At 68.0% G+C, this 20241-nt stretch carries 19 protein-coding genes; 7 read left to right on the top strand and 12 right to left on the bottom strand.

Annotated features, from left to right (window positions below; all coding sequences use genetic code 11):
* Positions 1 to 40: 40 nt before the first annotated feature.
* The 3 genes from WEA29_07295 to WEA29_07285 all read right to left on the bottom strand — a co-directional run bounded on the left by WEA29_07295 (position 41) and on the right by WEA29_07285 (position 4064).
* Positions 41 to 1372, bottom strand: a complete 1332-nt coding sequence (locus WEA29_07295) for a TldD/PmbA family protein (GenBank protein ID MEX2323561.1) — start codon at positions 1370 to 1372, stop codon at positions 41 to 43.
* Complete coding sequence (locus WEA29_07290; GenBank protein MEX2323560.1) at positions 1369 to 2808, bottom strand: TldD/PmbA family protein; 1440 nt, start codon at positions 2806 to 2808, stop codon at positions 1369 to 1371. Before WEA29_07290 ends, WEA29_07295 begins: the two co-directional genes overlap by 4 nt.
* A gap of 125 nt (positions 2809 to 2933) precedes the next feature.
* A complete protein-coding gene (locus tag WEA29_07285) occupies positions 2934 to 4064 on the bottom strand; it encodes a carboxylate-amine ligase (GenBank protein MEX2323559.1) in 1131 nt (376 codons plus the stop codon).
* Positions 4065 to 4152: 88 nt separating this feature from the next.
* On the opposite strand from WEA29_07285, the gene WEA29_07280 reads away from it, so the two are divergent.
* Both WEA29_07280 and WEA29_07275 read left to right on the top strand, forming a co-directional pair.
* Positions 4153 to 5340 carry a hypothetical protein gene (locus WEA29_07280; GenBank protein ID MEX2323558.1) on the top strand — a complete coding sequence of 396 codons (1188 nt, stop codon included), beginning with the start codon at positions 4153 to 4155 and terminating at the stop codon, positions 5338 to 5340.
* A gap of 42 nt (positions 5341 to 5382) precedes the next feature.
* Positions 5383 to 6132, top strand: a complete 750-nt coding sequence (locus WEA29_07275) for a methyltransferase domain-containing protein (GenBank protein MEX2323557.1) — start codon at positions 5383 to 5385, stop codon at positions 6130 to 6132.
* A gap of 59 nt (positions 6133 to 6191) precedes the next feature.
* Here WEA29_07275 and WEA29_07270 read toward each other — a convergent pair whose 3' ends face one another.
* Entirely contained in the window at positions 6192 to 6938 is a 747-nt protein-coding gene (locus WEA29_07270) for an XdhC family protein (GenBank protein ID MEX2323556.1), read from the bottom strand.
* A complete protein-coding gene (locus tag WEA29_07265; protein MEX2323555.1) occupies positions 6935 to 7249 on the bottom strand; it encodes an XdhC family protein in 315 nt (104 codons plus the stop codon). The genes WEA29_07270 and WEA29_07265 overlap by 4 nt, the downstream gene beginning before the upstream one ends.
* A 92-nt stretch (positions 7250 to 7341) precedes the next feature.
* On the opposite strand from WEA29_07265, the gene WEA29_07260 reads away from it, so the two are divergent.
* On the top strand, positions 7342 to 8898 hold the full coding sequence (locus WEA29_07260; protein MEX2323554.1) for a putative glycoside hydrolase: 1557 nt from the start codon (positions 7342 to 7344) through the stop codon (positions 8896 to 8898).
* 96 nt (positions 8899 to 8994) lie between these two features.
* Here WEA29_07260 and WEA29_07255 read toward each other — a convergent pair whose 3' ends face one another.
* The 7 genes from WEA29_07255 to WEA29_07225 all read right to left on the bottom strand — a co-directional run bounded on the left by WEA29_07255 (position 8995) and on the right by WEA29_07225 (position 15828).
* Positions 8995 to 9816: an MBL fold metallo-hydrolase gene (locus tag WEA29_07255; protein ID MEX2323553.1), complete on the bottom strand. Its 822-nt coding sequence runs from the start codon at positions 9814 to 9816 to the stop codon at positions 8995 to 8997.
* A 7-nt stretch (positions 9817 to 9823) separates the two neighbouring features.
* Positions 9824 to 10240 carry a cyclic nucleotide-binding domain-containing protein gene (locus WEA29_07250; protein ID MEX2323552.1) on the bottom strand — a complete coding sequence of 139 codons (417 nt, stop codon included), beginning with the start codon at positions 10238 to 10240 and terminating at the stop codon, positions 9824 to 9826.
* A gap of 61 nt (positions 10241 to 10301) precedes the next feature.
* On the bottom strand, positions 10302 to 10496 hold the full coding sequence (locus WEA29_07245) for a hypothetical protein (protein MEX2323551.1): 195 nt from the start codon (positions 10494 to 10496) through the stop codon (positions 10302 to 10304).
* A gap of 411 nt (positions 10497 to 10907) precedes the next feature.
* Positions 10908 to 12338 (bottom strand): SBBP repeat-containing protein, encoded by a 1431-nt coding sequence (locus WEA29_07240; GenBank protein MEX2323550.1) that lies wholly within the window; start codon positions 12336 to 12338, stop codon positions 10908 to 10910.
* A gap of 451 nt (positions 12339 to 12789) precedes the next feature.
* Positions 12790 to 14169 carry a tryptophanase gene (locus WEA29_07235; protein MEX2323549.1) on the bottom strand — a complete coding sequence of 460 codons (1380 nt, stop codon included), beginning with the start codon at positions 14167 to 14169 and terminating at the stop codon, positions 12790 to 12792.
* A gap of 136 nt (positions 14170 to 14305) precedes the next feature.
* Positions 14306 to 14689, bottom strand: a complete 384-nt coding sequence (locus tag WEA29_07230; protein ID MEX2323548.1) for a CBS domain-containing protein — start codon at positions 14687 to 14689, stop codon at positions 14306 to 14308.
* A 173-nt stretch (positions 14690 to 14862) separates the two neighbouring features.
* A complete protein-coding gene (locus tag WEA29_07225; GenBank protein MEX2323547.1) occupies positions 14863 to 15828 on the bottom strand; it encodes a sigma-70 family RNA polymerase sigma factor in 966 nt (321 codons plus the stop codon).
* A 335-nt stretch (positions 15829 to 16163) separates the two neighbouring features.
* Here WEA29_07225 and WEA29_07220 point away from each other — a divergent pair, with 335 nt between their 5' ends.
* From WEA29_07220 to WEA29_07205, 4 genes are all read left to right on the top strand, one after another.
* Positions 16164 to 18197 (top strand): thioredoxin domain-containing protein, encoded by a 2034-nt coding sequence (locus WEA29_07220; protein MEX2323546.1) that lies wholly within the window; start codon positions 16164 to 16166, stop codon positions 18195 to 18197.
* A gap of 134 nt (positions 18198 to 18331) precedes the next feature.
* Positions 18332 to 19246 (top strand): hypothetical protein, encoded by a 915-nt coding sequence (locus WEA29_07215; protein ID MEX2323545.1) that lies wholly within the window; start codon positions 18332 to 18334, stop codon positions 19244 to 19246.
* A complete protein-coding gene (locus WEA29_07210; protein ID MEX2323544.1) occupies positions 19231 to 19431 on the top strand; it encodes a hypothetical protein in 201 nt (66 codons plus the stop codon). Before WEA29_07215 ends, WEA29_07210 begins: the two co-directional genes overlap by 16 nt.
* Positions 19421 to 20125: a hypothetical protein gene (locus WEA29_07205; GenBank protein ID MEX2323543.1), complete on the top strand. Its 705-nt coding sequence runs from the start codon at positions 19421 to 19423 to the stop codon at positions 20123 to 20125. Before WEA29_07210 ends, WEA29_07205 begins: the two co-directional genes overlap by 11 nt.
* Positions 20126 to 20241: the final 116 nt, after the last annotated feature.

Here is a 20241-nt window from a genome sequence, read left to right as displayed (position 1 = left end):
GGAAGCCGCGCAACGGGAACCGGGCAACCGGCAACGGCGCCTAGCCCTCCGCTCCTCCGGTGAAGTTCCAGGAGGCCAACTGGAGCGACGGTGCCCGGACGAAGCCGGCGCCGAACTCGGAGTCGGCGTACCGGACGTCGTTGCCCACGGTCATCACGTTGCCCGGGCCGATGCCCGAGATGAACGACTGGGTGAAACGCAGGTTGGTGACAGCACCGGTGATCTTCCCATGCTCGATCATGAAGGTGCCGTTGCGGCTCAGACCGGTCACCACCATGCTCTTCGGGTCGAGTACCCGGCAGTAGTTGAACGTGGTCACGTAGAGCCCCCGTTCGACGGTCGAGATCATGTCCTCGAACTCCGTGCCGCCCGCCTGGATGCGCAGGTTGGCCGCCATCGGCCCCCACGCTGCGCTCGCCTCGTGGGCGTGACCGGTCGACTCGACGCCCGCCTTGGCAGCCGTGCGCCGATCGTGGGTGACCCCTGAAGTGATGCCGTTGCGGATCAGGTCGAGACCGACCCGAGGCGTGCCCTCTGCATCGAACGGAACCCACAGCGCATCCTCCGACAGCGGGTCGTCCACCAGTGTGACCTTCGGGTCGAACTGCTCGGCACCGAGATCGACGAAGGACCGTCCGTCCTCGACGGCCTTGCCGTTGAATCCGTAAAAGGTGAGGAACACGATGATCGTCGCCACACACTCGGGTGACAGGACGACCTCGTAGTGGCCGGGCTTGATGTCGTACGCACCCATGCCCTGTCGCGCCAGGCTGGTCGCCTGACCACCGGTGGCAGCGCCGTCGAGGTCTCCGATCGACCGGGAAGTCTGATGGCCCGAACCGGCGCTCTCCCCCGTCTGGTGGATCCCGTCGATGGATGCCCTGGTGTTGCGCCCGGCGGCGCGCTGGCCCAGCGAGTTGGCGAAGCCGATCTGCTGGTCCGAGGTGTCGCAATAGCCGGCGGCCAGATAGTCGGGTCCGGCGGCGATGAACTGACGCACCACCTCGGCGCGGTCCTCCGGTGAGGCGGCAGCGGTGGCCGGGTCCGACCGATCGCTGCTGTTCACCGGTGTTGGCGGCGTGAGCCCCGCCCACTCCGCGTCGACCGGCTGCAAGGAGGCCGCCTCCAAGGCGTCGTCGACGAGCCGCTGCAGCGCCTCGTCGTCGACCAGGTTGCCGGTCAGGGCGGCGACCCGACCGTCCACGGCGACCCTCAGGCGGATGGCGACGGCGTCCTCGCCGACGTTCTGGTGGATGAACGAGTTGGCGAACCGGGTGAGTGCCTCGCGACCGGTGCTGACGGTCGCCTCCGCCTCGGCCCGGTCGCCGACGATCTCGATGAGCCGATCCGCGATCACTTGTGCTTCGTTCATCCCCGTACCCCCACTCGAACCTCGGCGAATCGACCCGGGCTGGCACTGTGCCCGGTGTGCGCCACCTGCATCGGCTGACCCTTCCCGCAGTTTGGCGTCCCCCAATGCACCCACTCGTCCTCACCGGCCAGCATGTCGAGCTGTGCCCAGAAGCGCGGGGTGATCCCGGTGTAGGTCGGGTTCTTGACCATCTTGCCGAGCTTGCCGTTCTCGATCAGCCATCCAATCTCACAGCCGAACTGGAAGTTGAGCCGCTTGTCGTCGATCGACCACGAGCGGTTGGTCGACATGAGCACCCCGCGCTCGGTCTCGGCGACCATCTCGTCCAGCGACGACGAGCCCGGAAGCAGACCGACGTTGGTCATCCGGACCATGGGGAGGCGGTTGTACCCGTCGGCGCGCACCATGCCGCCCGGGGGGAGATCGGCGATCGACGCCGAGTCCCGTCCCGACAGCACGCCCACCCACCGACCCTCGTCGACGATGGGAACGCGCTGTGACGGGGTGCCCTCGTCGTCGAATCCGAAGGTGCCCAGCGCTCCGGGCAGCGTGGCGTCGGCGGTGATGTTCATCAGTTCCGACCCATATCTGTGGGTCCCTAGCTTGGGAAGCTCCAGGTGCGAGGTCCCGGCGAAGGCCGCCTCCCACCCCAGGATGCGGTCGAGTTCGATGGCGTGCCCGACCGACTCGTGGATCTGCAGGGCGAGCTGGCTCCCCTCCAGAATCAGCGTCATCTCACCCTCGGGGCACTGATCGGCCGAGAGCAACGCGGCGGCCTCCTCGGCGATCCGCTCGGCATGGGCCGGAAAGTCCCACCGCCGAATCACCTCGAACCCGCCCGTCTCGTACTGCCCGAAGGACTGCGGGTAGGAGCGACGCTGGGTCTCTGCCTCGCCCACCGCGGTGGCGTCGAAACCACCACCGGTCTCGACGATGTGCTGATGGATGCGATGTCCCTGCGACGACACGAACCACTTGTGGGTGTCCCAGGCCCCGAACGAAGCAGTGGCGATCCGGATCCCCTCGACCCCCGCCATGGTCGTGGTGATACCGGTGAAGAGGTCCACCTTCTCCGACAGGCTCACCTCGAAGGGGGGTTCCTCGTGAGGCGTCTCGTACTCCGCCTCCACGACCGGCACGTCGGCGAGGGGCATCGCCGGTCCGGGTGCGACCGCCGAGGCGCGGGCGATGTCGACGGCACGACGACCCGCGGCGTCGAGGGCGGAGTCGCTCAGATCGGGCGTGGCGAAGAAGCCCCACGACGAGCCGATGAGGGCCCGGACGCCGACGCCGAGGCTCTCGCCCCGATCGACGCTCTCGACGCGACCGTTCTGCGCCTGGATCTGCTCTTCCCGGCTCTCGACGAACCGGGCATCGGCGTATTCGGCACCGCCGGCCAGCGCCGCCTCCACCGCCCGGGCTGCGGGATCGAACACAACAGACTCCCTCGTGGTCAGCGACCGAGAGGCTAGACCAGCTATCAGCTACCGGCTACCAGCTACCAGCCGGACTCGCCCCGGGTTGGTCTGGCTGGTAGCTGGTGGCCGGGAGCTGGTAGCCGTCAAAGTCCTACCTTCGTATCCACTATCAGCTCGTCGACCACGGCGACTAGGCCTTCGTGGACGGAGCCGCCTGCGTCGACGACGGCCCGATAGGCGGCGAGTTGACGATCAGCGCTGGTGCCTTCGGCGGCGATCCCCGGCGCCCGCAGCACGTGGTCGAGGCAGCCCAACTCCTCGGCGTCAGTACGGACCAGCTCGACGATCTCGTCGACCAGGTCGGGGTAAGGAACGAGAACCCCGCGACCAAAGTCCATCAGTGTCGCCTCGACCCCGTAGCGCTGGGCCCGCCACACGTTCTCGCGGATGAGCATCGTCGCGTAGGTGCGCCACCGCTGGTTCTGCTGGCGGCGCCGGAACAGCATCCCGAGGAGCGACTGGAACACGGCGGCGACGGCGAGACCGTCGTCGACGCGGGTGCACACGTCGGAGATGCGCATCTCGATGGTCGGGTAGCGGGCCGAGGGCCGAACGTCCCACCAGAGTCGGGACGCATCCTCGATGACACCGGCGTCGCGCAGCACGGCGACGTGACGCTCGTACTCGGCCCATGAGGAGAACGGCTCGGGCAGCCCGGTGCGAGGCATCGAGTAGAACACGGCCATCCGATACGACTTGAGGCCGGTGTCGCCGCCGTCCCAGAACGGTGAAGAGGTGCTCATGGCGAGCAGGTGGGGCAGGAAGTAGACCACCTGGTTCATCAGGTCGAGCCGCAGATCCGGGTCCTCGATCCCGACGTGCACGTGCATCCCGCAGATCATGAGCCGACGCACCACGCCCTGGAGGTCCTGGGCGAGCATCAGATACCGCTCCGTGTCGGTGATCTCTTGTGCCTCCCAGTGGGCGAACGGGTGGGTCGATGCGGCGATCACCCTGAACCCGTAACGCTCGGCGATATCGCACACCGATGACCGCAGCGACCGCAACTCGGCTCCGGCACCGCCGATGTCCGCCGCCGGGCTGGTCACGACTTCGACCTGAGCCTTGAGGAGCTCCGGGCTCACCCGAGGACCGAGGAGCTCGGCGCACTCGGCCATGAAGGAGCCACCCGGATTACCCACGAGGTCGCGGGTGTCCGGGTCGACGAGCAGGTACTCCTCCTCGATGCCTACGGTGAACGCCGGGCGCTCGATCACCCGCCCTCCCCTTCTCGTGTCGGAACGGGTGAACCCTACCGGTCGGTGCTGCCCGAACCTCCCCGGTGCGAGTAGCGTTGCGGTGGTGACGACAGAACACGAAGGCGTCCTGCAACGCGTGCGTCCGTGGTTCGATGCGAACCCCGATGTCCGCTCCATCGCGGACGGCGAGATCACGGTCGTCGGCGACCGGCCCGTCGGCATCGATGTGGCCGAGAGCGACGGCGACCTGCTGCTGACCCATCGAATGATCGAACCCGAGGCGCCGGCCGACCGCGTTGACGGAATCGTGGCGGCGCTCGCCGAACCGGTTCCCGGGGTCGCCACCGACGTCCGATTCGAAGACGGCGTCTTGACCGCCACCCTCACCGCGCGGATCGCTGCCGACCGACTGTCCAAGCACTCGGTGCTCGGCGGGGTCTATGCCATCGCCGGACTCGCCGAGACCGCACTCGCCCCCTCACCAGCAACCACCGCCGACGCCCCGGCCGTGGCGGTGCCCGAGGCCGGTGCCTCACCGTTCGCACCGCCGGTGTCACAGTTTGACACCGATGCCGCCGATCCGGACGCTACCCAGGTCGTTGACGACGAACCGGAGCCCGAAGCCGAGCACACCCGTGTCCTGGAGCGGGTATGGGCGCCGACTCACGTTGTGCCCCGCGGTGGCCTCCCGGCATGGCCGCGACCGGACGGGAGGGCACCCGCCGACGTGCACCTGGAACCGCGGGTGGAGCTCGTGGTGGCCGAGACGCGAGGTGACTGGGCCCGCGTCGTCGGCGACAACGGCTGGTCCGGCTGGGTGGACAACCGACGCCTGGTGATGCTGGACCGACGCGGCGCCACCCCCGCCGCGTCGAGGGTGTCCGACGAGCGAACCCCGTCGACGCTCCGGCGGTTCGTCCTCCCGCTGCTGGGAATCCTCTCGATCGGGGCTGCGGTAGCCCTGCCCTGGCTCCGCGACGGTGGAGGCGACCTCGATGCCTTCGAGATCCCCTTCGCCTTCCTGTGGGACGTGGCGACCGCTGCGCAACCCGCCATCGCCTGGGTGCTTCTCGGGGCGGCGGCTCTCGCCGCTGCACTCATCGCCCTCCCCCGCGCCCGACTCGCCCATCTCCCTCTCGGGCTGGCCATCCTGGCGATGCCCATTTTCTTCGTCAGCCAGGTGTACCAGGGCATAGGTGGCAGTGTCTCCGACACGATCTCGCTGATCGGGCTCGGACCGACCGCTGCGCTCCTGGCTGGCGTGTTCCTCCTGGCCTCGGCACGCCGATGAGCCCGGCCGCGGCGTGCGGCCCGCAGGTCACGTAGGCTCCGCGTGAGATGGGATCCGGACCGGTACCTCGAGTTCACCCACGATCGCCTGCGACCGGCGGTCGACCTCCTCGCCCGCATCCCCGTCGACTCACCGGGGAGCGTCTGGGACCTCGGCTGCGGCACGGGACTGGTCACGGCGCTCCTCGCCGAACGCTGGCCCCATGCCGACATCACCGGGCTGGACTCGTCGGCGGAGATGCTCGAGGTCGCCCGTCAGCGAACCGATGTCCGCTGGGTCTCGGGCGACATCACCGACTGGGAGCCGCCGGAGACCGCCGACGTGGCCGTGTGCAACGCGGTGCTGCAGTGGGTCGACGGACACACGACGCTGCTCCCACGCCTCATGGCCGGAACCGCCGTGCTCGCTGTGCAGATGCCCCGCAACTTCGACGCCCCGTCGCACACCATCCTCGCCGAGACGGCGGCGAGCCCCCGATGGCGTGACCGTGTCGGACACCTTCGGCGAGAGCGGCCGGTGGCGGATCCCGAGGAGTACTACGACGCCCTGGCCCCGGTAGCCTACCGGATCGACCTGTGGGAGACCGAGTACATCCATCTGCTCACCGGGGACGACCCGGTGCCGCGGTGGGTGTCGGGCACCGCGGCCCGGCCCCACCTGGAGGTCCTCGGCGAGGACGGACCGGCGTTCCTGAGCGAATACGCCGAGCGAGTGCGCTCCGCCTATCCCCGTCGGCCGGACGGCACCACCCTTTTCCCGTTCCGCCGGATCTTCATCGTCGCCAGCCGCTGAGAGCGCGCGCAAATAGGCTCGCCCCGGGATGAGGTTTCTGCTTGCCACAAGCAGAAACCTCATTTGACCCGCGACCTATTTGCGCGCGCTCTGAGCCGATCGGCCCCCCTGCGGGTCACCACCATCTCGGCAAGGATCGACACCGCGATTTCTTCGGGCGTCTCCGCCCCGATGTCGAGGCCGACCGGGCCGTGGATGCGCTCGAGGTCTGTCTCCTCGAAACCTTCGCTCCTGAGCCGGTCGAGTCGGGCGGCGTGCGTCCTGCGCGAGCCCAGTGCCCCGATGTAGCGAACCGACGAGCTGAGCAACAGCGGGAACAGGTCGGCTTCGAAGCGAGCCTCGTGGAGCAGTGACACGACGTAGGTGCGCGAATCGAGCGCGTCGAGGGCGAGGATCTGGTCCGGCCACCCCTGTCGTACCGATCGAGCCATCGGGAACCGCTCGGGTCGCACGAAAGCCCGGCGCGGGTCGATCACGTCCACGGTGAACCCGGCGGGCGTGGCCATCGCGGACAGAGCCTCGGCGATCGGGCCTGCCCCGCAGATCACGAGGGTCGGACCGGGTCCTATCACCTCGACGAACACCTCGGTGTTCCCGAGCTCGACCACGCCCGTCGCCTCGCGCCCGATGACCCCGGTCAGGATGGCGGCCGCGCCATCGTCGATCACGCCGTGCGGGTCGGCGATGGCTTGTCCGTCTCCGTCGACGACGAGGCGTTCCCAGCGGTGCGGGCCGCTCAGCACGGTCACCAGCGCGCCGGTCCTGCCGGCGGCGACGATCTGACGAGCCGCGTCGAGTGCGCTCACCATGGCTCGATGAGCACCCGGATCGTCCCGCCACAGGCGAGGCCGACCTGGAACGCCGCCTCGTCGCTGATCCCGTAAGAACGGACCTGCGGCTCGCCGCTCGCCAGAACCTCGGCGGCGTGAATGACCACTTCCGACTCCACACAGCCAGCGCTCACCGATCCGACGATCTCCCCGTCCGAGGCGATCAGCATCCGGGAGCCGGCCGGTCGCGGTACGGTGCCGCCCACCGCGATGACCGTGACGGCGACCGCGGATCGACCGTCAGCCAGCCAACGATCACGCACGTCGAGGTCGGTGATGAGCGACACGGGCCAAGTATCCCATCGGCCTTCCACCTCCCGAGTCGCAGCGCTCTCCCTATGCTTTGCGCCCAGCCCGCGCGAACGGACCCATGAGGACCATGCGTCAGGATCGCGGCGGCCTCGAGATCCTCGACGGCCGCCGCAGCAGAACCCGCTTCCGACGACCCCGCCGTCGTCGGAACATCGCCGCGCTACTTCTGAAGGGCACCGCCTTCGCCACCGGCGCGATCGTGATCATCGGCCTCTGGATCCTCGTCACCAGCCTCATCAGCGGCGACCCGGTGCATCTCCTGATCGTCGACGAACGCACCGGCCAACCGGTCGTCGGCGCAACGGTCACCAACGAGGGCGGCCGCACGGTGACCACCGACGAGAACGGGGGTGCCGCCATCGCCTTCGAAGCCCCGGAGCGCCTCTTCGTCGCCGCCAGCGGGTACCACCCGGCCACCTACGAGGTCGGCGAGCTGCCGCGGCAGTCCGGGCTGACCCTGATGGTGAACCCGCGGGTCTTGCAGGGGAGGGTGGTCGGCCCTCGCGGTGTCGGGCTGCTCGGAGCCAATGTCACCCTGGGCGACCGGACGGCGATCACCGGCGACTTCGGCTCGTTCGAACTGTCAGGAGTGGAACCGGGCACGCTCGAGATCTCGAAGATAGCCTGGGAGGACACCGAGGCGTACTGGGACGGTGACCCGGGGCGGTTCGACGTCCCGATCGCGCCCTTCGTCGTCCGGGGCATCCGGGTCCACACCGGTGCCGATCTCGACTGGATCTTCGGCCTGATCGAGGGCACGGTCATCAACACCCTCGTCTTCGACACCAAGATCGAGGACGGCCAGGTGGTCTACGCCATGGACCACGAACTGGCGCGGGAGTTCGGCGCCATGACCGCCCACTACGACGCCGAATACGCCATCGCCGAGTCCCACCGCCGAGGGCTGTACACCATCACCCGAGTGGTCACCTTCCAGGACTACTGGGCCGCACCCGCCCGGCCCGAGTGGGCGATCCACAACTCCGAGACCGGTGAGGTGTGGCGCAACGTCAAGGGACTGACCTGGCTGGATCCCACCAATCGTGACGCCTGGGAGTACCCGCTCTCCATCGCCGTCGAGGCGTGCCGGATGGGCTTCGACGAGATCCAGTTCGACTACGTCCGGTTCCCTACCGACGGCAACACCACCGTCGCCGAGTATTCGATCAGCGCGGTTTCCCAGGAGGTGCGGGTCCAGACGATCTCCGACTTCCTCGCCGAGGCGCGTCAGCGACTCCATGCCGAAGGGTGTGCCGTGTCTGCCGACATCTTCGGCATCATCCTGTCGGTGCCCGACGACCAGGGGATCGGGCAGCGGGTCGAGGAGCTGTCGATGTCGGCAGACGCCCTCAGCGGCATGCTGTATCCGAGCCACTACGGACGGGGGTGGCTCAACCTCGATGAACCAAACGACCACCCGTACACGGTGGTGTCCGAGGCACTCGAATCGGCGTCGCTGCGCAATGTCGGCGGGACCCTGATGCGGCCGTGGCTCCAAGGGTTTTCCTGGTCGCCAGCGCAGGTCCTGGAGAGCATCCGCGCCGCAGAGGAGAACGGCGGCGGGTGGCTGCTGTGGAACTCGCTGAGCCTGTTCGACCCGCGGTGGCTCCCGCCCGACGAGTAGCGATCAGAGGGCGCGGCAATGGCTCGCTCCGGGATGAGGTTTCTGCTTGTGGCAAGCAGAAACCTCATTGGACACGCGACCTATTGCCGCGCCCTCTCAGAACGGGATCGACATCCCCTCGAAGGCGGCGTCGGTACGCGGGAAGCGAGTCCGAGCCGCGGCTCGGATGGCATCGATGCCGTCGTCGGAACGATCGGGATCGTGGCTGGTGAGGATCAGACGCTCGACACCGGCCTCCCGTGCGGCCCTGGTAGCACTCTCCCAGTCGCTGTGCCCCCACCCAACCCGCATGGCCCGGTACTCGTCGGGGGTGTACTGCGCGTCATGGATGAGTACCTGCGCCCCCCGCGCCGCCTCGACCAGACGGCCGTCCACCGCAGGATCGCCAGCCTCATGGTCGGTGGCGATGACGATGGACCGGTCCTTGGTGAGCCGGAATCCGATCGAATCCTGAGGGTGAGTGAGGTCGATCGGGTCGACGACCACCGAGCCGACGGTGATCGACCTTTCGATGGTCCGATACTCGACCCGAGCGGTCGCCTTGGCCAGAGTGATCGGCCACCAGGGTGGGCAGATGATGCCGTCGATGATCTCCTGCGGGCCCGAACCCTCGTAGTCCATGCCGTACACCACGAACTCGTTGGCCGCTTCGAAGAACGGAGCGAACATGGGGAGCCCCTGGATGTGATCCCAGTGGTAGTGCGTGAGCAGCAGCGTGAAACGCTTCGGGCCCGGTGTCAGCGAGTGCTGCAGGCGACGGAGCCCGGTCCCCCCGTCCACCACCAGATAGTGATCGGGTTCCACCATGGTGTACAGGCTGGTCGTGTTCCCCCCGTACCGGCGGTACTGCTCGCCGGAGACCCCGATGGAACCGCGGCATCCGGCGACGATCAACGATGCTGAGGCATCCTCGCTCACGCTGGTGTCAGTCCAGCAGGAGTGCGTCGGTGTCGCGGAGACGCCGGAGCAACTCACCCATCATCCGCGCCCCGACGTCCGGATGCGTGGTGAGGAAGGCTCGGAGATCCCAGGAAGTGATCACGAGACAGGTCAGGTCGCTGGTGGCGACGACATCGGCGGTCCGCGGCGTGTCCTCGAGAAGGACCGCCATTTCGCCGAAGTAGCCACCCGGCCCGAAGTCGGCCAGCACCGTCTCGCCTTTGCGCGCCTGAGCGGTACCCGACAAGATGAGGTAGAAGCCGCGCCCGGTGGCACCTTCCTCGATCACCAGATCACCTTCCGGGAAGCTGCGTTCCTTGGCGGTCCGCAGCACGTTGTCCACGTCGGCGTCGGTGAGCCCACCGAAGAGGGCGGTCTTCTTCAGGAAGTCGGCGGCACTCATGTCCCTCCCGTCGGATCGATGTAGGTCCACACGATAAAGCACCGCCCGGCCCCGTGCGCCGTCAGGAAGCCGCTGAGCCCAGGCCTACACCGACACCAACGGGACCGGCCTCACCATCGCCCGCCAACTCCTCAGCCAGAAGATCAACGGACAAGCCGTCGTCGCTGAACGACTCGGACACGCCGGCATCCTCGACCGCCACCAACAAGAACTCAAAGATGCCGCGACCAGCTCGGAGCTGATGATCGTCGAACACGATCTACCCAACGGTCCGCACTGTGTCGGCAGCGCCCATAGCGGCGGCAACCGGACTCTCGATCCACTACGCGTACAAGATCCGGAATGGTGAGCACACACCGCACCGGCGCCACTGGGCAGCCCTGCGAGCGCTGTCCCTGACAACCAACCCTTGAGACTGAACCCGGGGCTGCGAGTCTCTCGGGAGATCGTTCGACCTGAAGCCGGGGCGGTCAAGCCCCGAGCAATCGCAGTGCGGGCCAGGAGCCCCAACGGCGAGTCCGCGGGGCGTCGCCGCAGCGGGTTCCGAGTGGTGGGGTGTCGGCTGCTCCCGGGGTATCCACAGGATCGAACGCATGACGTCACATCGAGGTCGAACACCCCAACCTTCTACGGGCATTGCGCCCCGCCGAAGCTCGTGACCGGAGGGTCAGAGACCGAATGCTCCTGCTACCGGCAGCCAGGTGGTTGATCCCCAGGTGAACTGCGAGTCGGCGTTGCCCTGGGTGTTGGTGTGCCGGAAGTAGAAGGTCGTCGTCGAGGGTCGGAACACCGCCGGGGTGTCCACCCCATCGACGATCCCCCAGTCTCCGGCGATCAGCCGGTCACCGGGATCCCCGAAGATGAACTGGGAGTCGGCGACACCCTGGGTGTGGGTGTTGCGGAAATACACCAGTCCGGTGGACTCGCGATGCAACCCGACGGTCTCTGTCCCGTCACCGTTGAAATCACCCACAAACGGCTTGTCGCCGGGGTTACCGAAGTAGTAGGAGAACTCGGCGGCACCCAAGCCCCCGTCGTTTTGGCCGAGGGCGTTGATGATGAAAAAGCGGCCCTCCGACGGCCGGTAGATCGAAACCGTGTCACAGCCATCTGCGTTGAAGTCTCCGACGATGGGGAGGCCTCCGGGGTTCCCCAAAAAGAACCGGATATCGGCAATCCCCTGGGTGTTGGAGTTGCGCAGGTAGACAAACCCGTCGGACTGGCGGTACATCCCTGGGGTGTCATCCCCATCACAATCCCAATCCCCCACAATCGGGAAATCCCCCGGGTTGCCAAAGTAGAACGACGTCACCGCACCGGCACCGTTCCGCAGATACCACAGGCCCTGCGCCGGATCCACCAAACCCACCGTAGATGCTCGAATCACCGTCACCGTGAACGACGCCGAACCCACATTCCCCGCCGCGTCCGACGCCGAACACGTCACCGTCGTCACCCCGATCGGAAACAACGAACCTGAAGGCGGAACACACGTCGGACCCGAAGTCACTCCAACATTGTCGGTGGCAGAACCCGACCCGAAGCTCACCACCGCACCAGAAGGACCCGTCGCCTCCTCCACCACATCAGAAGGAGGCGTCACCACCGGATCTGTCGTGTCGCCCAACTTCACCACGAACACGTCGCTAGCGCCCGCCGAGGTCAGATTGAGCGTGCCGGCACCGGGATCGAAATCCGCCGTCCCCGAGAAGTGACCGGTGGTATAGACGTTGCCCGACCCATCCACCGCCACCCCTTGGCCAATGTCGTCGAGGCCGCCGCCCAGTTGGCGGGCCCACACCAGGTTGCCGGCGGAATCCAACTTGGAGACAAACACGTCGCCACTGCCAGCCGAGGTCAGATTGAGCGTGCCGGCACCGGGATCGAAATCCGCCGTCCCAAAGAAGTAGCCCGTGGTATACACGTTGCCCGACCCATCCACCGCCACCCCCCTGCCATAGTCATCGCTGCCGCCGCCCAGTTGGTCGGCCCAAACGAGATCACCGCCGCCGCCGGAGCCACGATGAACACCCCTGCAACCAGCATCAGGGCTACGAGGCTTGCCCTGCAGCGAGCACGACCAAACACAGCGCGCCACCCTTGTTGAATTCTGACAGACATCGAGAGGTGCCCAAAGCCTAGCCGACGGCCACCCGCGATGAGCGCGCCTGGATATCCCGGAACCAGAAGCAAGGGCCCGCTAGTCGTCGAGGCCGAATGCTCCTGCCACCGGCAACCAGGTGGATGATCCCCAGGTGAACTGCGAATCTGCCACACCCTGGGTGTTGGTGTGGTGAATCGTTCGGGCTGCGCCCCTGCGGCGGCCTGCTCATACCGGAAGGTCTTTCGTGGCCCGCAGGATGCGCAGCGGTAGGTGTTGCATCGCCCTGATACCCGTTGGCCGATGGTCAGGTTCAACAGGTCGAAATGGACCGCCTCGCAGCGTTCCGGCGCACTCTTCGGCTTCCGGTCGAGAGCTTGTTTGAACACCCGCCAACCGGCAACGACGGCGCCCGCCCCCCTAGCCCCCAATAGCCAAAAGCCAATAGCTACTCCATCTGCTCGAACCTGGCCGTGAAGTGCCGCAGCCAGGGAGCCTGCTCGATGATGCGGTATCCGCGCAGCGTCGGGGCGTGTTCCGCCACGGCGACGACCACTTCCCCCACGTAGTCGATATGGCTCTGCGTGTAGGTCCGGCGGGGGACGGCGAGCCGGACGAGTTCCATGGCCGCCGGTGTCTCGGTGCCGTCGGCATGGCGGGTGGCGAACATGACCGAACCGATCTCGACCCCGCGAACCCCACCCTCTCGATAGAGCTCGACGGCGAGCGACTGCGCCGGGTACTCCGTCTGGGGGATGTGCGGCAACAGGGCCCTGGCATCGAGGTAAACCGCGTGACCGCCCGGCGGCCACACCACCGGGATGCCGGCGTCGCGAACCTTCTCAGCCAGGTACTCGGTGCTGCGAATCCGATACTGGAGATACCGCTCGTCGAGCACCTCGTCGAGACCCTGGGCGATCGCCTCGAGGTCGCGACCCGCCAGGCCTCCGTAGGTGGGGAATCCCTCGGTGAGGATGAGCAGGTTGCGACATTGGGCGGCGAGCCCGGCGTCCCGCATCGCCAGGAACCCGCCGATGTTGGCGATGGCGTCTTTCTTGGCCGAGAACGTGACGCCATCGACCAGCGAGAACATCTCGGTGGCGATATCACGCGGCGTGCGATCGGCATGTCCGGGCTCCCGTAGCTTGATGAACCAGGCGTTCTCGGCGAAGCGGGCGGCATCCATGAACAGCGGTAGACCGTGACGGTCGCACAGCGCCCGGGCGTCGCGTAGGTTCTCCAGCGACACCGGCTGTCCACCGCCGGAATTGTTGGTCACCGTCACCATCACCAGCGGGATGCGCTCGGCCCCCACCTCGCCGATCAGGCTCTCGAGCGCGTCGACGTCGAGGTTGCCCTTGAACGGATGGTCGCTCTGCAGATCGCGGCCCTCGGGGATCACCAGATCGCGCGCCTCGGCCCCCTGATACTCGACGTTGGCTCGCGTCGTGTCGAAGTGGGTGTTGCTCGGCACGATGTGGCCGGGCTCGGTCATCACTGAGAACAGGATCCACTCGGCGGCGCGTCCCTGGTGGACGGGAATCACCTCGGGGAGACCGGTCAGGGAGGTCACCGTCGACGCGAAGCGCTCATACGAGCGGCTTCCGGCGTACGCCTCGTCGCCGACCATCATGCCCGCCCACTGCTCCGCCGACATGGCCCCGGTGCCCGAGTCCGTGAGCAGATCGATGGTCACCTCGTCAGCACGCAGCCCGAACAGGTTGTACCCGGCCCGAGCCAGCGCGGCCTGGCGTTCGTCGAGGCTCGGGAAGGCGATCGGCTGAACGCTGTGGATCTTGAACGGCTCGATGATGGTGCGATAGGGCACAGGGAGACGATAGGGATGGTCAAGCCGAACCTCTACCTCGGTGGCCTCCTCGAGCGAGACCGGGATCCGCGCCTGGCGGCGGCGCGGGCCATCATGGACGCGATCAACCGGCGGATCAGCCCTCACCTCTGAGCGGCTACTCGGCGGCGGGTCCCCCGACGATCGCCCACAGGATGTCGCGGATACTCACGATGCCGAGCAGCTCTCCGTCGGCCATCACCGGCATGTGCCGGTAGCCAACTTCGAGGAGCCACGCAGCCGCCTCCTCGACCTCGACATCCGGCGAGAAGGTGTCCGGAGCGTCCGCCATCCACTTCGACACGACCTCGTCTTCAGGGTCGGCGCCATCGGCGATAGCTCGGACCAGGTCGCGTTCGGTGATGATGCCGACCAGGTTTCGATCCGACACCACGCCGAGGCTGCCCAACCCGCCGTCGACCAGCACTTCGGCGGCGTCGGCGAGGGTGGCCTCCGGCCCGATCACGGCCGCAGATCCACCGACGAGCGATCCGAGCTTCAAGGTGGCCTCCGGAGTAACGAGTAGCGAGGCGAGAGTAGCGAGTAGCGAGTAGCGAGTAGCGAGGCGAGAGTACCGGGGCTCACCGGCGACCGCGTCCGTCCACCGATCCTCGCTACTCGAAGGGCCGCCAGGCCCGACTCGCTACTCGCTACTCGAAGGGCCGCCAGGCCCGACTACACCAGGTCCTGCTCGCGAATGCCGAACGACGGATGGCGGAGACGGCACAGCGCCAGCTTCTCCAGCTGACGGATGCGCTCGCGGGTCAGGTTGAACTCATCGCCGATCTCTTCGAGCGTGCGGGGTACACCGTCGAGGAAGCCGTAGCGCAGCGCCAGGATGCGACCCTCCCGATCGGGGAGACGGGAGATCGAACGCCGCAGGCTGTCGGCGATGTCGCCCTCCTCGGTCACCTTGACCGGATCGACGGCGTCTTCATCCTCGATGAAGTCGCCGAGCTGGGCACCATCCTCACCGACCGGCTGCTCCAGCGAAACGGTGTCGGCGACACCGAGCGCCAGCTCGACCTTGTCGACGGTGACCCCGGCCTCCTCGGCGATCTCGGCCGGCTTGGGATCCCGTCCCAGCTCAGCCTTGAGACTCGCCTGGGCTGCCCGAACCGCCGCCAGCGTGTCGTGGAGGTGCACCGGGATGCGCACGGTGCGCGACTTGTCGGCGATGGCGCGGGTGATCGCCTGCCGGATCCACCAGGTGGCGTAGGTGGAGAACTTGAAGCCCTTGCGCCAGTCGAACTTCTCGACGGCACGGATCAGACCGAGGTTGCCCTCCTGGATCAGGTCGAGGAAATCGATGCCCGACGTATTGGCGTAACGGCGGGCGTTGGCCACCACCAGCCGCAGGTTGGCGGTGAGGAAGTCATCCTTGGCCTGGCGTCCGAGACGGGCCATCCGCTTGAGCTCGACCTCCTCGGCCTTGCCCTTGAAGTCACGAGCCTCCAGGCGCTTCTGCGCCTCCTCGCCTGCTTCGATCTTCTGGGCGAACTCGACCTCGAGCTCGGCGGTGAGCAGCTCGTACTCACCGATTGCCGTGAGGTACTGGCTGACGAGGTCGGTCGTGAGCCGACCGCGCTCGTCGGTCAGCTTGCTCCGGTCACGGTCCCGTCGGGATTTCGAGACTGCCATCGATGAATATCGTCCTCTCCAAGAGAAATCGGGCGGACGCGATCGCCAGCACTCGTCGCGTGTGTGGCGAACGGCCCGTGCGTTGCACGGAAACCCACTGGTCCCAACTATGTCACAGGGACCGCGCTTTGTGAACCCCCCAATACCAGGGGACATTCCCATGGAAGAACCAAGAGACAAGAACCAAGAACCAAGAACCGACAGCCCATAGCCCATCGCCGTCGCGGCGCGTCGATGTCCGGCGCGCTCTCATCGGCGACCCGATGGTCGACCTCGGGCGCCCTCCCATGCCCCTTCCCCAGTGCTCAGTGCCCTGCCCGCGGTACCGTCTCGGAATGGCCAACCGCCTCGCCGACGCCACCAGCCCGTACCTGCTCCAGCATCGGGACAACCCGGTGGACTGGTACGAGTGGGGGGAGGACGCCTTCGCCGTGGCCCGGGAACGCGACGTGCCGGTCCTGCTCTCCGTCGGCTACGCCGCCTGCCACTGGTGCCATGTGATGGCCCACGAGTCGTTCGAGGACGCCGCCACCGCCGAGCTCATGAACCGGTGGTTTGTCAACGTGAAGGTCGACCGCGAAGAGCGACCCGACGTCGACCGCGTGTACATGGACGTGGTCCAGATGATGACCGGCCGCGGCGGGTGGCCGATGACCGTCTTCCTCACGCCGGAGGCAGAGCCCTTCTACGCCGGGACCTACTTCCCCCCCACCGACCGGTACGGGCATCCGTCGTTCACCCGGGTCCTCGAGGCGGTGCACGAGGCGTGGGAGCAGCGTCGCGGCGAGATCGAGGGCCAGGCCGAGCGGCTCCGGACCGCAGTCGCCGCACCCGCCCTCCCCGACCGGGACCAGCCCGACGAGGCGACGCTGGCGGCCGTCCACGACGGCATCGCCGGCGTGTTCGACGCCACGTTCGGCGGGTTCGGGACGGCGCCGAAGTTCCCCCAGGCGTCGACGCTCGAGTTCCTCCTCCGCTCGGCGGGCCGCCCCTGGGCGCCGCAGTCGGCGGACATGCTGGCCGTCTCGCTCACCGCCATGCACCGCGGCGGCATCCACGACCGGGTCGGCGGCGGGTTCGCCAGGTACTCGGTGGACCGCCGCTGGCTGGTGCCCCACTTCGAGAAGATGCTGTACGACAACGCCCTGCTCGCCCGTCTCTACGCCCGGGCGTCCCAGGTCACCGGGTCGCCCCGATTCGAGTCGGCGGCCCGCTCCACCCTCGCCTACATGGAGTCCGACCTGTCGCTGCCCGGCGGCGGGTTCGCCTCGTCCGAGGACGCCGACTCGGAGGGAGAGGAGGGCCGCTTCTACGTCTTCGACCACGACGAGGTGGCTCGGGCCGCCGGCGACGCCGCTCCGATCGCGCTACGCGCCCTGGGCGTCACTCCGGAGGGCAACTTCGAGGGGCGCTCCATCGTTCACGAGCCGGTGACGGCCGAGGAGATGGCCTCCGAGCTGGACATCGGGGTCGTCGACGTGGAGGCGGCCGTCGCCGCCACCCTTCGGGCGCTCGGCGAGCTGCGCGCCCGGCGCCAGCGCCCCGGCCTCGACGACAAGGCGGTGTGCGCCTGGAACGGGCTGGCGGTGCGCGCATTCGCCGCCGCGGGCAGCGCCCTCGCCGATCCCGCGCTCGTCGAGCGGAGCCGCGCCGCCGCCGCCTTCATCCTCACCGAGCTGAGGCGCGAAGATGGCAGGCTGGTCCGGTCGACCCGGGCCGGGCGGCACAGTGGGCCGGGATTCTGCGACGACTACGCCGCGGTCGCCGTCGGGCTGTTCTCGCTGTATCGGGCCACCGGGGAGGGCCGCTGGTTCGAGCACGCCGCCGAGATCACCGCCGACATGGTCGACCTCTTCTGGGATGCCGATCACGGCGGGTTCTTCACGACGGGCTCCGACGCCGAGCGGCTCATCGCCCGCCCGAAAAACCTGTTCGACAACCCGACACCCTCCGACAACGCGCTGGCGGCGGAGGCTCTCCAGCACATGGCCGCCCTCACCGGTGAGGACCGTTGGCACCGCCTCCTCGATGACGTCCTCCGCATGGCGACACCGACGGCGCGTCGCCACCCCGATGCGTTCGCCCACCTCATGTCCGTGGCCCTGGTCTCCCTGGCCCCGCCGACGGAGGTGGCGGTCGTAGGCCCCGACCGTGGTCCGCTCACCGCCATCGTCCGCGGCGGGTACCGGCCCGAGGTGTTCCTCGCCGAAGGCGACGATGACGACACCGTCGTTCCGCTGCTGCGCCAGCGCCCGACGATCGACGGCCGCGCCACCGCCTACGCCTGCCGCGGCTGGGTGTGCGACGCCCCCACCACCGATCCCACCGCCCTAAAGGAGTCCCTGCCACCCCCAATCACGCTGGGGTAGCGCCGTCGACCGCGAATCGCGAATCGCGTTCTGCCGCTCGGCGGCCATCTGCTACGTGACGCGTGCCGCGTGAAACGTGACGCGTGTCTATCGCACCGCGTGCGTAGGATTGTCACCGTCCAGGGAGGCGAAACGTGGAAGGACAGACACCGCGCGGGCCGGAGGAGGGAGAGCCCTTTCCGGCCTTCGACCCCGACTATGCCCGGCAGCAGGCTCGACCCCGGCCTCGGGGCGGCGGGCCCGTGACGCCGCCCCCCGGTACGGGCCGGCCGACGCCCCAGGCGAGCCCGTGGATCGTGGGCCTCGCCGTGGCCGCCGTATCGGTCACGGTGAGCATCATCGCCTTCGGGCTGTTCGCCGACCCGCAGGGAAGCAGCGGCACCAGCACCACCCTGGCCACCGACACCACCACCCCCGGTGACGGCACCACCGATCCCACCGCTACCACGAATCCGGACGATCCAGACGGAACCCTGACCACGCTGCCTGGTGGCGGCGACGATACCAAGCCACCGATCGTCGCCACCGGCGAACCGATCCCGGTGAGCGAGCTGACCATGCAGGCCGACGGCATCGGGACCCTCGCCTTCGGGACTGCCGGCAGCATCGTCCTGGGGCGCTTTGCGGCCACCTTCGGCCCGCCCACCGACGACACCGGCTTCATCGTCGGCTCGGGCACCTGGGGCGAGTGCCCTGGCGACACGATCCGGGTGGTGCGCTGGGGGCCACTCAACATCGTGTCGCGCGGCGAGGCCGCTACCACCGAGTTCGTCTCCTATCGGATAGACCTCCGGTACGGCGGGGTGACGTCCGAGGTCACCGACATGCAGACCCTCTCCGGTCTCCGGGTCGGTGACACGGTCGAGACGCTGCGGACCATCTACGAAGGGTTCGACATCCTCTTCCGGGTGTACCCGTCGATCGGAACCTCGTTCGAGCTACGTGGGTCGCCGCAGGGCGACATCCTGCTGTGGGGTCCGGTGGAGTCCGAGGCCGACAACTCCCGGGTCAACGGCATCTACTCCCCCGACGTGTGCCGCACCAGCTGATAAGCACTTTGCCCTGGGTCGTCGCCCATCACGCGACCAACTGGCTGCTCCTCGCCGTGCCGCTGGTCCTCGTCATCGGATGGGTGCGATGGGCGGAACAGCGCGCCACCCGAGCGGAGGGCGATGGGGTCGCCCCGTCTAACATCCCCGACGATCCCGACGACGGAGAAGACCGTGAGCCGTGAGACTCTCACCGCCAGTGCCCTCGGGGGGTTCACTGGGGCGGCGTTGGGCATCGTGGCACTCGTGTTCGCCGCAGCGCGCACCCTGGAACACGGCCTCGTCCCCGGATCATCCGGCGCCACCTTCGTCGTCGGCCGCGGGTCGATGACCATCTTCATCATGCTCGCCGGTACCGCCCTGGGAGCGGCCGTCGCCGGTCTCGGCTACGGCGTCGGACGCCTCGGCTCCCCGCGGGAGCGTCGCTACCCGGCTGGGGCGTTCATCGGCCTCGGAGCCGTCACCGGAGCGATCGCCGCTTTCGCTGCGTCCCGGGCGGCGATCGGTGCCACCGCCACTTCCATCCTCGACGGAACGGTGACCCTGACGGTGTTCCGGGCGGGCCTGGTCGCCGTCATCGCCGGGGTCGCCACCGGGCTCGTGGTCGCCGCATCCGTAGAGCGCATGTCACGCCCAACCATGTTCGGCTTCGAAGGTGAGGCGTGGCCCACGAGTTTCGCTGCCTTCCTCCGGGAGGCGGCGCCAGCGGTCGGCATCCCCATGGCGGCACTGATCGGCCTCGCCGCCGGGGCGTTCGCCTTCAGCCGCTTCCTGCTGGGGGTCAGCCACCTCACCGCCCTCATCGGGTTCGGCGCGGCAGCAGCCGTGATCCTCTTCGGCGCCGCCGCGATAGCGGCGCGGGAGCCGAAGAAGAGATAGTCGCAATTCGCAATTCGCAATTCGCAATTCGAAAGACGCAGCGAACGGAGCCGCGAGGCAGGTCGATCCTCTGGCTAATAGCGAATCGCGAATTGCGAATCGCGGCGCCGAAGGCG

Source organism: Acidimicrobiia bacterium, from assembly GCA_040902765.1.
Classification (GTDB): Bacteria; Actinomycetota; Acidimicrobiia; order Spongiisociales; family UBA11373; genus DATKBG01.
This window is presented reverse-complemented; position numbering and strand designations above follow the sequence as displayed.

What these genes read in the sequence shown, in the direction of transcription:
- WEA29_07295 (MEX2323561.1), bottom strand. Translation starts at nt 1,372, where the DNA reads ATGAACGAAGCACAAGTGATCGCGGATCGGCTCATCGAGATCGTCGGC.
- WEA29_07260 (MEX2323554.1), top strand. Translation starts at nt 7,342, where the DNA reads ATGCGTCAGGATCGCGGCGGCCTCGAGATCCTCGACGGCCGCCGCAGC.
- WEA29_07250 (MEX2323552.1), bottom strand. Translation starts at nt 10,240, where the DNA reads ATGAGTGCCGCCGACTTCCTGAAGAAGACCGCCCTCTTCGGTGGGCTC.
- WEA29_07225 (MEX2323547.1), bottom strand. Translation starts at nt 15,828, where the DNA reads ATGGCAGTCTCGAAATCCCGACGGGACCGTGACCGGAGCAAGCTGACC.
- WEA29_07220 (MEX2323546.1), top strand. Translation starts at nt 16,164, where the DNA reads ATGGCCAACCGCCTCGCCGACGCCACCAGCCCGTACCTGCTCCAGCAT.